Annotated in this window: 10 protein-coding genes and 1 tRNA gene; 3 read left to right on the top strand and 8 right to left on the bottom strand. The window is 21.5% G+C overall.

Annotated elements, in window-relative coordinates:
- Positions 1 to 200 precede the first annotated feature (200 nt).
- The 7 genes from acpS to rpsT all read right to left on the bottom strand — a co-directional run bounded on the left by acpS (position 201) and on the right by rpsT (position 9,273).
- Complete coding sequence (acpS, locus tag ACHMP6_RS01440; RefSeq protein ID WP_412097755.1) at positions 201 to 554, bottom strand: holo-ACP synthase; 354 nt, start codon at positions 552 to 554, stop codon at positions 201 to 203.
- A complete protein-coding gene (gene ligA / locus ACHMP6_RS01435) occupies positions 555 to 2,591 on the bottom strand; it encodes an NAD-dependent DNA ligase LigA (protein ID WP_412097756.1) in 2,037 nt (678 codons plus the stop codon).
- Positions 2,592 to 2,655: 64 nt separating this feature from the next.
- Positions 2,656 to 4,350 (bottom strand): arginine--tRNA ligase, encoded by a 1,695-nt coding sequence (gene argS, locus ACHMP6_RS01430; RefSeq protein ID WP_412097754.1) that lies wholly within the window; start codon positions 4,348 to 4,350, stop codon positions 2,656 to 2,658.
- A gap of 76 nt (positions 4,351 to 4,426) precedes the next feature.
- A complete protein-coding gene (locus ACHMP6_RS01425; RefSeq protein WP_412097753.1) occupies positions 4,427 to 5,338 on the bottom strand; it encodes an RluA family pseudouridine synthase in 912 nt (303 codons plus the stop codon).
- 97 nt (positions 5,339 to 5,435) lie between these two features.
- Complete coding sequence (gene ftsH, locus ACHMP6_RS01420) at positions 5,436 to 7,460, bottom strand: ATP-dependent zinc metalloprotease FtsH (RefSeq protein WP_412097752.1); 2,025 nt, start codon at positions 7,458 to 7,460, stop codon at positions 5,436 to 5,438.
- 95 nt (positions 7,461 to 7,555) lie between these two features.
- Positions 7,556 to 8,827 (bottom strand): serine--tRNA ligase, encoded by a 1,272-nt coding sequence (gene serS, locus ACHMP6_RS01415; RefSeq protein ID WP_412097751.1) that lies wholly within the window; start codon positions 8,825 to 8,827, stop codon positions 7,556 to 7,558.
- A gap of 164 nt (positions 8,828 to 8,991) precedes the next feature.
- Positions 8,992 to 9,273 (bottom strand): 30S ribosomal protein S20, encoded by a 282-nt coding sequence (gene rpsT, locus ACHMP6_RS01410; protein ID WP_412097750.1) that lies wholly within the window; start codon positions 9,271 to 9,273, stop codon positions 8,992 to 8,994.
- Positions 9,274 to 10,027: 754 nt separating this feature from the next.
- Here rpsT and ACHMP6_RS01405 point away from each other — a divergent pair.
- The 3 genes from ACHMP6_RS01405 to nrdF are packed head-to-tail and all read left to right on the top strand — an operon-like array spanning position 10,028 to position 12,850.
- On the top strand, positions 10,028 to 10,723 hold the full coding sequence (locus ACHMP6_RS01405; protein ID WP_412097749.1) for a CDP-alcohol phosphatidyltransferase family protein: 696 nt from the start codon (positions 10,028 to 10,030) through the stop codon (positions 10,721 to 10,723).
- A 59-nt stretch (positions 10,724 to 10,782) separates the two neighbouring features.
- On the top strand, positions 10,783 to 11,775 hold the full coding sequence (recA, locus tag ACHMP6_RS01400; RefSeq protein ID WP_412097748.1) for a recombinase RecA: 993 nt from the start codon (positions 10,783 to 10,785) through the stop codon (positions 11,773 to 11,775).
- A gap of 28 nt (positions 11,776 to 11,803) precedes the next feature.
- Positions 11,804 to 12,850 carry a class 1b ribonucleoside-diphosphate reductase subunit beta gene (gene nrdF / locus ACHMP6_RS01395; protein WP_412097747.1) on the top strand — a complete coding sequence of 349 codons (1,047 nt, stop codon included), beginning with the start codon at positions 11,804 to 11,806 and terminating at the stop codon, positions 12,848 to 12,850.
- A gap of 108 nt (positions 12,851 to 12,958) precedes the next feature.
- On the opposite strand, the gene ACHMP6_RS01390 is transcribed toward nrdF, so the two are convergent.
- Positions 12,959 to 13,032 (bottom strand) — tRNA-Trp (locus ACHMP6_RS01390).
- Positions 13,033 to 13,147 lie beyond the last annotated feature (115 nt).

Genomic DNA, 13,147 nt, shown 5'->3' with positions numbered 1-13,147 from the left:
TGAGGGGCTTAGATTAATATCTAGTAATAGAAAAACGGTCTAATTCTATCTCGATAATATTTTATTTATTATTTTTTCAATACAAATAATTTTGTATTTAATAGTTTTTTATAAAAAATCTAAAAAAATAAAATAAAAAACAATATTCAATAAAAAAAGAGTCTTAAGGACTCTTTTTTTATTGAAAAATTATAAAAAATTTATAAATTAACAAATAAAATAACAAAAGCTACAGCATAATTTTCAGTATGAGTAATAGAAATCATAATTTTTTTTTCTTCTAAAGGTCCTTCTACATAAGGAAATCCAAATTTTTCATCATTTAAAATAGACCAATCGGAATAATTATTTTTTAAATTACCTTTTCGAAAAGCTTTAAAAATAGCTTCCTTAGCTGCTAATCTACCTGCTATAAAACTGTATTTTCTTTTTAAATTACTAATTTGCGAATAAATAACTTTTTCTGAAGGAGAAAAAATACGATTAACAAATTTATCTATACCTATTTTTTTAATTTTTTTAATTTCTACTAAATCAATACCAATGCTTTTCATTTAATTTTTTTCAACCTTTTTTGAAAAATTATTTATATCCAAAATATTAAAAAATTCTTTTTCATTTAAAATAGGAATAGATAAATCAACAGCTTTTTGAAATTTAGAACCAAAATTTTTTCCATAAATTAAATAATCTGTCTTAGAAGAAACTGATTTTACAATATAAGCGTTATGTTTTTCCAAAATATTTATAATTTCTTTTCTAGAATAATTAACAAAAACTCCTGTTATAACTATTTTCTTTTTATAAAAAACATTATTATATGCAAAATATTCTTTTTGATTGTTTTCTTGTGAAGAAAAATTAATATTATATTTTTTTAATAAATTAATTTCTTGTAAATTTTTTTCATTTTTAAAATATTTATAAACACTTGTAGCTATTTTATGCCCTAAAGAAGGTATTTCTAAAATTTCTTGAATTGAAGATGTAATTATATTATCAATATTTTTAAATTTTTCAACTAATAATTTAGAAACTTTTATTCCTACATTCTCTATTCCTAAACCAAATAAAATTTTTTCAAAAGATTTATATTTACTATTTTCTATAGAAATTAGAATATTATTTATTTTTTTATTACCAAAATTATGTAATTTTTTTATTTGAGGAAAAAAATCTTTTAATTTATACAAGTCTGAAATTTTTTTAACAAATCCTTTTTGAAATAACAAAATTAAATTTTTTTCTCCTAAAAAATTAATATCCAAAGCTTCCTTTGACGCAAAATGAATTATTTTTTTTATTTTTTGCTCTTGACATTCATCATTAAAACAAAAATAATCTACATTATAATCATCTTTTTTGATTAATAAAGAATCACAAGAAGGACAATTCTTAATCATTTTAAAAATCTTTTGATTTGTTCTTTTTTCTTTTATAATAGAAATTATTTCCGGAATAACAGAACCTGTTTTATGAATTAAAACAAAATCATTTTCACGAATATCTTTTTTTTCAATATAACTATAATTATGCAGAGATACCTTAGAAATTAGACTTCCAGATATAACAACAGGACTTAATTCTCCTATAGGAGTTATAGCGCCTGTTCTTCCTACTTGAAAAAAAATTTTTTTTATAATAGTCTCATTAGTATCTGAATGAAATTTATAAGCAACAGACCATCTAGGAAATTTAGAAGTGCACCCTAACAAAGGATAAAATTGTAATTCATTAACTTTGATAACAACTCCATCTACATTGTAAGGTAATTGATTTAATAATTGTTCAAATTTATAAATTTTTTCAATTAAATCATCAAAATTTTTTGTAACATAATAATTTTGATTTACATTAAAACCCATTTTTTTCAAAAAAATTAAAACTTCTTCTTGTGTTTTAATAAAAAAAGGAGGTTTAACTATAGAATAAAAAAAAGAAGATAAATTTCTTTGAGATACAATTTTGGAATCTAATTGCCTTAAAGTTCCTGAAGCAGCATTTCTAGCATTAGAAAACAAAATTTTTTTATTAATTTTTTGCAAATTATTTAATTTTTCAAAATTATTTTTATCAAAAAAAATTTCTCCTCTTACAAGTAAATCAATAGGTTGATTAAGTTTTAAAGGAATATCTTTAATAGTTTTAATATTATCAGTAATTAATTCTCCTTCAGTTCCATTACCTCTAGTAGTTGCATAAATTAAAATACCTTTTTCATATTTTAAACTAATAGCAACTCCGTCTATTTTAAGTTCAGTAATAAATTCGAAATTATTAACAATTTTTTTAGATATTCTTTTATAAAAATCTTTTAATCCTTTTTCGTCAAAAACATTATCTAATGATAACATAGGTTCTTCGTGTAATATTTTTTTAAATTTATAATTTACAAAACCTCCTACTTTTAAAGTAGGACTATTTTTGAATTTATAATGAGGATATTTGTTCTCTAAAATTATTAATTCTTTCAATAAAGAATCATATTTTTGATCTGTTAAAGTTGTTTTATTTAATTGATAATACTCATAATTAGCTTTATTTAATTTTTCTGTTAAAAATTTTATTTTTTGTTTAATATCTAAACACATAACTAACAACCTTAAGAATTTTTTTAAAATTAATTAATTTCATGAAATTAATTTTAAAAAAATATTACATTTCTTCTAAAATAGGTATTCCTAAAATATTTAAACCTTCTTTTAAAATAACCAAAACTGATTTTATTAATATTAAATTAGAATATTTCAAATTTTGATCATCCACTAAAATTTTATTTTTGGAATAAAATTGGTTTACTTTTTTAGCCAGAATAATAAGAAATCTAGCTAAAATACTAGGCATATTTTTATTTTTAGATTTGTCTAAAATATCATCAAATTGATCTATTAGTTTAATCAAAACAAAATAAGAAGATTTTTGTAAATAAATTTCAATATCTTCCCAAATTAAAAAATTTATTTGATCAAATGAAATTGGATTTTTTTTAAAAATACTTTCTAATCTAACAACAGTATATTGCAGATAAGGTCCTGTATTGCCTTCTAATTGTAACATTTGTTTTAAATTAAATTCAATATCCAAATGACGATCGTTTTTCAAATCATTAAAAATAATAGCACCAATAGCTATTTTTTGAGATATTTCTTCTAAATTTTTTAAATTTGGGTTTTTTTTAATAATTTTATTCTGTATTTGATAAGAAGCTTTTTTTATTATATCTATCAATTTATAATCATTATTTTTTCTAGTAGAAATTTTTATATTTTGAGCTAAAACTAATCCAAAATTAATATGTTCTAATTTCAAATTATAACCCATTTTTAAAAGGACTTGTTGCATTTGTTGATAATGTAATTTTTGTTCATTTCCTACAACATATAAACATTTATAAAAATTAAATTTTTGATAACGATAAATAGCGCAAGCTATATCTCTTGTTAAATAAAGAGTACTTCCGTTTTCTTTTTGTATCAAAGCAGGAGGATATTCATCCCCTAAAGGGACAATATAAGCTTTTTTATCTAATATTAATATTTTTTTTTTCTTTAATATTTTTAATAATTCAACAGCTTTGTTATGAAAAAAAGATTCTCCTATATAATAATCAAATTTTATACCTAACAAATTATAAATTTTTTGAAATTCTATTAAAGAAATTTCTTTAAACCATTTCCATAACTCAATAACATTATTTTCTTGATTTTCTAATTGATTAAAAACTTTTCTAGCTTCCTGATTTAAAACATCATTTTTATTAGCTTCTTCATGAAAACGAATATAAAGTTTTTGCAATTCATCAATAGGATTGTTTATAATATCTTCTTTTTGTCCCCATTTTTGATAAGATAAAATCATCTTACCAAATTGAGTTCCCCAATCTCCTAAATGATTAATACTTATAGTCCTAAAACCTAATTTATTATAAATATTTTTTAGAGAATTGCCAATAACAGTAGAACGTAAATGACCTATTGAAAAATTTTTAGCAATATTAGGAGAAGAATAATCCAAAATAATAACTTTTTTGTTATCCTTTTTTTGCGCATAATTTTTTTTTAATTTCAAAACATTCATTAAAATATCTTTATTAATGTTTTTTTTTTTTAACTTGATGTTTAAAAAACCATTTTGAAAAAAAATATCTTCTATTTCTTCTAAAGAAATAATTTCTTTTTTAAATTTTTCAAATATTTCCAGAAAACTTATTTGAAATTTATTCTTATAAGAAAACAAAGGCAAACATAAATCAAAAATATCATCTTTTATATTTTGTCGCAAAGATATATTAATATCATATTTTGATTCTAAAATTCTTTTTATTTTTGTTTGAATAATTTCAAAATACATATTTTGTCCTTTATTATGTTTAAAGTTATATTAAAAATTATCTTTATCATAAATATTTTTTATTTTATACAAAAATCTAACAACTATTATTTTTTGAAGACTCTAAAAATTCTAAAAAATTTTTAAAATGTAAAGGTAAAGGTATTTCAAATTGTAAATCTTCATTTGTAATAGGATGTTGAAAAGATAATTTCTTAGCATGTAATAACTGTCTTATTTTTAGTTTATCTTTTCTGCCATACAAAATATCTCCCAAAATGGGATGTTTCAAAAAAGAAAGATGAACTCGAATTTGATGAGTTCTTCCGGTTTCTAATTGTAATTCTAATAAAGAAAAATCATTAAATTTCTTTAAAGTTTTAAAATAAGTAATAGATGGTTTTCCGTTTGAAGAAACAGACATCTTAAGGCGATTATGACAATCTCTTCTGATAGGTAAATCTATTTTACCTGTATCTGCTAAAAAACCATGAATTAAAGCAAAATAAATTCTTTTAATTTTTCTTTTTTGTATAAGTTTTTGAATTTTAATAATAACTTCTTCAGTTTTACCAATAATAATTAATCCTGTGGTATCTTTATCTAAACGATGCACAATTCCAGGCCTATTACCAGGTAATTTTCGTAAACTTTTAATTTGATAAAATAAACCATTAATTAAAGTAATTCCTGAAAAACTAGGAGAAGGATGAACTATCAAACCATAAGGTTTATTAATAATAGCTAAATATTCATCTTCATAAACAATTTCTAATTTAAGATTAATAGGTTCTATTTCGTTATTTTCAATAATTTCTTTTTTTTTATAAAAAGTTAGTAAATCATTTTTTTTTAAAAGATAACTTTTTTTAATTTTTTTTTTATTAACTAAAACCATTCCTGAATCAATAAAAAAATGACATTTATTTCTACTAATATTGAGTTTATTAGATAAAAATAAATCTAAACGTAAATTTTGTTCTTTTTGTGAAATAACAAATTCTATCATTATTATGATAATCCTATTTTTTTATTAATTATATTTAAAAACACTATGAAAATTATAAAAATTAAGTTTTATTTTGTTAACAAAATAAAACTTAATATTATTCTAAATCACCATAATCTTCAATTTCAGATTTTTTATTATTATCATCATTTTTTTGATCTTCTATTTGATTTGTATTATGTTCTTTTTTTGAAGAATTATCGAAATCTTCTATAATGTTTTTATTAACTTTAGAATGATTTTTTTTTTCTTCCTCAAACCATTTAATTTTACCTGTATTATATATTTCATTAATATCTTTTTGCGTTAGAGTTTCGATTTCCAATAAATATTCTACAATTTTAAATAAAAGTTCTTTATTTTCAGAAACAGTTTTTTTAGCTAATTTATAACATTCACTTATAATATTTTGAATAGCTTGATCAATTTCTAAAGCTTTAGGATCTGAAAAATTTTTTTGAAATTGTTGTCCGTCTTGAGAAAATTGAGTTAAACCTACAACACTCATACCAAATTTGGTCACCATCATTCTAGCTATTTCTGTAGCAACTCTAAAATCTTCACTAGCCCCATTAGAAATATCATCTAAAAAAATTTCTTCAGCAGCTCTACCACTTAAACAAACAGCAATTTCCACTAATAACTTTTTTTTAGATAAGAAAAAAGTTTCTTCATCATCTAACATTAAATTATAACCACCAGAATGACCTCTAGGAATAATAGTTATTTTGTGAACTTTTTTAGCATCTGGTAATGTTAAACAAGCAACTGCATGTCCAGCTTCATGAAAAGCAACCATTTTTTTATCTTTTTGAGAATATTTTCTACTTTTTTTAGCAGGTCCTAATAAAATACGATCTAAAGCTTCGCTAATGATTTTTTTATCAATAACAAACATTCCGTTCCTTGTAGCTAATAAAGCTGCTTCATTTAAAATTCCTTCTAATTGAGCGCCACTACAACCAGGAGTTTGTTTAGCTAAATCTTCTAAATTTACATCATCTGCAAGTTTTTTATTCATAGCGTGTAATCTTAAAATAGCTTCACGATCTTTAACACTAGGCAAACTAATCGTAAAACGACGATCAAACCTACCCGGTCTTAATAAAGCAGGATCTAAAAAATTAGGCTGATTCGTAGCAGCTATAACAATAACTCCTATATTTTGATTATATCCATCTAATTCAATTAACAATTGATTTAAAGTTTGTTCTTGTTCGCTATTACCGTAAGTCAACCCTCTTTTTCTAGCAACACTCTCTATCTCATCAATAAAAATTATACAAGGAGCATTTCTTTGAGCTGTTTGAAACAAGTTTCTGATACGAGCAGCTCCAACACCAACAAACATTTCTACAAATTCTGAACCAGAAACAGCAAAAAAAGAAACTTTTGCTTCTCCAGCTAAAGCTTTAGCTAATAAAGTTTTACCAGTGCCAGGTGGACCAGATAATAATACTCCTTTAGGTATTCTAGCACCCATATCCGAATACTTTTTAGGATTTTTTAAAAAATCCACTAATTCTTGCATTTCTTCTTTTTCTTCATCAGCACCTGCAATCTGATCAAAAGTTAAAGTAGGTTGTTGTGAAATATTTCTTTTTTGATTAGTTTTAGTTTTATCTACAAACTGATCCATAAATTGTCCTGCTGTAGTTCTTAAAATAGTATAAATATAATAAGCAATAATTATATGAAAACAAAAACGCCCTGCAGTAAATAAAGGACTAAATCCCCAATAAGGATCTTCTGGTTCCAAAACAGCATCCATTTTATAATAAAATTTTTTATTTAGAACAGTTTCGCAAATTTTATTATATAAATTATTATCCACTAAATTATAAGATCTAGTCTCTAATTTAAGATTATCCTTTCTTCTGTAATCAACATTTAAATTATACATTTGAGGAAAAGAAGAAACTAAAACAGGCGTTATTCTTGTAACAATAACTTCCCCATCATTTCCTTCACTTTCCAAAAAATGAATTATTTCTAAAGGATTATGTAAATTTTGATTTTTATTAAATTTTTCATAAAAAGACATTAATAGTCCAATTAATAAAATAATTAAAATAATATGCACAATACTTATTTTTTTTAATTGATTTTGTATGTTTTTCATAATTTCTTCCTTGGTGAATATTACCATAAAATATTAATTTAATTTTAAAATAAAAATAATTATATAAAAATGAAAAATTTTAACTTTTAGAAAAATTACTTATTACTTTTTTTAATAATATCTTTTTTCATATAACTACGTAAAACTTCAGGTACTGTAATGCTACCATCTGGATTTTGATAATTTTCCATAATAGCAATCATAGTTCTGCCTACAGCTAAAGCGGAACCATTTAAAATATGAACATATTGTCCTTTTTCATTATTGTTAACAAATTTAATATTTGCACGTTTAGATTGAAATGATTCAGAATTACTAATAGAAGCTATTTCACGATATTTATTTTGTCCAGGCAACCAAACTTCGATATCATAAGTTTTAGACATTCCAAAACCTAAATCATCAGGAGATAAAATTAAAACTCTATAAGGTAATTTTAACTTTTTCAAAATATCTTCAGAATCTTCTAACATTTTTTTTAAAAAAATATAAGAATTTTGAGGATCAACAAATTGAACTAATTCAACCTTATTGAATTGCTTTTGCCTAAATAAACCTCTTGTATTAATTCCAGCAGCAGCAGATTCCTGCCTAAAACAAGTAGTATAACCCACATATTTCAAAGGTAATTGATCAAAAGACAAAACTTCATCACGATGTAAATTAATAATAGGTACTTCTGCAGTAGGATTTAAAAAAAACTTTCGTCCATTAGATAAAAAACCAAAAAGTTCTTCTTCAAATTTAGGCAATTGACCAGTAGAAAACATAGATTTTTCGTTAACAATAAAAGGAGGAATTATCTCTCTATATCCTTTAGATTTATTCAAATCTATCATGAAATTAATTAAAGATCTTTCTAAAGTAGCTCCCATATCTTTCAAAACAACAAATCGACTACCTGTAATTTTAGCCGCTTGAGAAAAATCTAAAATATCTAATTCCTTACCTAATTCTATATGATTTTTGATTTTAAAATTAAATTTAGGTAAATCTAAAATTTTATATATTTCTTTATTTGTTTTTAGTTTCAAAATTGATTCATGAGGTAAATTAGGTATTTTATATAAAATATTATTTATTTGATTTTCTACTAATTGTAATTCTTTTTCTAATTCTTTTATTTTTTGTTTTGAATTTTTTTCTTCTTGTCTTAACTCGGCAGTAAAACATTCATTTTGTAAATCAGAAAAATTTCTTGATGAAATATTCTTTTTAAATCTTAATTTTTCTATTTTAGAAATTAAATTCTTTCTAGTTTCACTTAAAGGAATAAGATTTTTTATAAATTCAACATTAATTTTTCTTTCTTGAAGTCTTTCTATAACAAAATCAATATTTTTAAGAATAAATTTTAATTCTAACATAAAACAGCCTTTTTTAGTTTTAATAAATTTTTAAAAAACTCTAAAATCTAAAATATTTTTATAACTTATAAATTTATAATTTAACAGAAAAAAATTTTAAAATTTTATTTTTCTAAATATTATATTGAAAAAAAATAAAATATACAAAATAAATTTTTAAAAAATTAATTTTTTAATTTATTTTTATTACTATCATTAAACAACTTAGTGAAATTAGATTTATTTCTAGATACAAAATTAGAATGATAAATACCTTTACTTAAACTTTTATCTAACTTTTTATTAATAATATTCAAATAAGCCAAAGATTCTTCTTTTTTTCCTGAAATGATAGATTTCTTAAATTTTTTCACAACAGTTTTAATAGAAGATTTAAAAGAAGCGTTTTTCAGCCTTCTTTTTTCATTAGTTTTATTACGTTTTTTTTGTTTTTTTATATTAGCCATTATTTTATACCCTTTTCTTTTTTATTTTTCTTTATTTTAATTTTTTTTACTTATTTAATAATTTTTTTTAATAAATTTATTCTTTACCTTTAAAAAACAATTAAAAAAAATTTAAAATAAAAAAATTTTATAAATATTTTTCTATTTCATTTATTTTCTTCTAAAAAAGAAAAAAGAACATAATAAAATTAATTTATTTTAAATAATTTTTAAAAAGTTTCAAACAGACAAACTAATAATATTTTTACATATAATTATAACATATTACAGCATATTAATTTAAATCTATTTTAAACTTTATTGTACAATAAAATCCAATTTTTTAATCAAAAATATTGTCTTTTTTAAATCTTTTTATAAATTAATTTTTTTCACTAACACCATAAATGTTATAATAATTATATAGTTTATTTATAAAAATAATCATATTGTTATTTTGAATAATTAATATTAAGTAAAATTATTGAAAAATATTAAAAAAATTATTTTTTATCTATATTTCGTTATTTTTGTATTTTTTTGAATTTATTCACAAAAAATAAAAAAATATAAATTTATATATATAATTGTATCATTTTATATAAAAAAAAATTAAAATTTTATTTTTATTTGATGATGTAACAACATTAATTTTACCTAAATAATAAAAAACTGAAAAAATAATTAAAAATATAAATTTTAAAAATGATAAATAATATTTATTTGTTAATTAAATAATGTTATTTTCTTAAAAAAATTATATAAAAAAATAATTATGAAAGAAAATCAAAATATGAAAAAATTAATAAAAATATCAGCTAATTTAATTACTATTTTTAGAATTTTTTTAGTTTTTTGTTTGTTGCCTTTTTTATATCTTAAATATGAAAAAAACATTACAAATGATATAAATGCATTTAAATTATTTAAATTTTGGTTTGGAATGATTTTTATTTTGGCTTCAATAACAGATTTTTTAGACGGTTATATTGCAAGAAAATTTCAACAACAAACTATTTTCGGAAAATTTTTCGATCCAATAGCTGATAAATTATTAGTAATCATTTCTTTTTTTTATTTATACATATTGTGTAAAAACAGAGTTTTATTAAATGATTATAAAAGCAATAAAAATATAGAATATTTTATTATTAGTGTTTTAATTGTTAACATAATTAGAGATTTTCTAATAATGGGTGTTCGTTTAATAGCTTTTGAACAAAAAAATATTATTTCTGCTTCTTTTCTTGGTAAAGCCAAAACTTTTTTTACTTTTTTTTCAATAATTTTATTATTATTTTCTGATATGATAGAAAAATATTTTAACAATATAATATTTTTTCAAATAAAAATAATCAATATATTAAAATTCTTTTTAATAACAAATATTATTTTGATTATACTATCAGGGTTAGAATACATAATAAAAAATTTTAAAATTATTTTAGTAAATTTCTACAAAAAAAAATAACAAAATAAAATAATAAAAAACTATAAAATATAATTACAAAGGAATTTTTAAACAAAATAATGAATAACGAAATAAATAAAAATATTTTAGAAGAGACATTAAAAAATATTGAAAAACGTTTTGGTAAAGGCAGCATTATGAAATTAAATTCAAAAAACATAAATCCTATACAAGTTATTTCTACAGGATCTTTAAATTTAGACATAACGTTAGAAATAGGAGGCATACCAAAAGGAAGAATTATTGAAATTTTTGGACCCGAAAGTTCAGGTAAAACAACTCTCGCATTGCACATGTTAGCAGAAGCACAAAAATCAGGAGGAAACGTAGCATTTATAGATGTAGAAAATGCTTTAGATCCTAATTATGCTAAAAAAATTGGAGTTGATTTAGATAACTTTATAATTTCTCAACCAGATTCAGGAGAAAAAGCTTTAGATATAGTAGAACAATTAATTAAAAGCGGAATTATGAGTTTAATAGTAGTAGATTCAGTGGCAGCTTTAACTCCTGAAGCTGAACTAAAAGGTGAAATTGGAGATTCTTTTATGGGATTACATGCTAGAATGATGGGTCAAGCAATGAGAAAACAATCTACTATAATTTCTAAAACTAATACAACTGTTATATATATAAACCAATTAAGAGAAAAAGTTGGTTTAGTTTATGGTAACCCAGAAATAACTCCAGGCGGAAAAGCATTAAAATATTTTTCATCTCTAAGGTTAGATATTAGAAAAACAGAATTTTTAAAAGAAGAAAATAAAATTATAGGTTTTAAATCTAATGTTAAAATAGTAAAATCCAAAGTTTCATCGCCTTTTAAAATAGCTAGTTTGGAAATAATATATGGAGAAGGAATTTCTAAAACAGGAGAAATATTAGATCTATCTATTGAATTAGACTTAATCCAAAAAAACGGTTCTTGGTATAACTATAAAGATCAAAAAATAGGACAAGGCAGAGAAAAAGTTAAAGATTTTTTAAATAAAAACGTAAAAGTATTAGAAGAATTAAAAAATAAAATCCAAAAACATAATAATTTAATTTAAAAAAAATAAATATAAGGGGTGTTGTAATATGAAAAATAATAAAAAATTAGTATATCACGGAGCTAATTGGAATAAATTGGAAGATAGTTATACTCAACATTTTTATGAACAAAATTTAAGTCAATTTTGGCGTCCTGAAGATATTAGTTTACAAAGTGATCTAAATATATGGAATAATTTATCCCCACAAGAAAAAAAATCTTATTCAAGAAATCTTTTAGTTTTGACTTTTTTAGATACATATCAAGGAGATATAGGTATGCCAGTCATTCTACGCTCTTGTTTGCCACACGAACATCAAAAAAAAGCTACTTTAAATTTTATGGGAGCTATGGAAAATGCAGTTCATGCTAAAAGTTATTCAAATATATTTACAACTTTTTTAAATAAAAAAGAAATTGAAAAATTGTTTTCATGGGGAGAAAAACAAAAAAATATACAAAATATATTAAATTATATTGTTGACATATATGAAAAATTAGAAAAAAATATTATAATAATGAAAAAAAATCAAGATAATATTTTTGATAATGATTTGTTTAATCAAATAAAATGGAAAAGCATGGTAGCATCTGTTTTTCTAGAAACTTGGTTATTTTATAGCGGATTTTATTATCCATTATATTTTTACGGCATAGGAATGTTAATGCAAGCTGGAGAAATAATTAATCTTATTATAAGAGATGAGTCAGTTCACGGATTATATATAGCAAGATTAGCTAAAGAATTATATTATAATTTTGATGAAAAAACTAAAAATAATTTAAAAAATTGGATGAATAAATTTTTAGAAAAACTTTATCACGAACAAAAAGAATTAACTTATATTTTATACAATGAAGTTAATTTAGTAAAAGATGTAGAAATTTTTGTTCGTTATAACGCTAATAAAGCGTTAATGAATTTAGGTTTTGATCAAAAGTTTCCGCAAGAACAAGTAAATCCTGTAATAATTAATGGATTAAATACTGAAACTAAAACAATGGATAATTTCTCTATGAAAGGAAACGGTTATCAAAAAATGAAATCAGAAAGCCTTAAAGATGAAGATTTCAATTTTTTTGTTAAAAAATAAATAAATATAAAAAAAAGAAAGTTTATTATAAACTTTCTTTTTTTTATATTTATAATTTATTTTATATTCTTTTTATATTTTAAAATTAAAATTTTAAAAAATTATAAATGGCAGGGATATCAGGATTTGAACCCGAACAAGCGGTTTTGGAGACCGTTATGCTGCCGTTACATCATATCCCCTTTTTTTATTTATATGGTACGGGTGACAGGACTTGAACCTGCACGCTTGCAAGCGCTAGAATGCGAATAGAAAAATTGCGCCTTAATAATTTCTTATTAGGTTTCAAATAAGCCC

Origin of the sequence: Candidatus Phytoplasma palmae (assembly GCF_046896035.1) — a bacterium.
Taxonomy (GTDB): Bacteria; Bacillota_I; Bacilli_A; order Acholeplasmatales; family Acholeplasmataceae; genus Phytoplasma; species Phytoplasma palmae.
The sequence above is the reverse complement of the archived record's forward strand: the minus strand, read 5'-3'. Positions and strand labels throughout refer to the sequence as shown.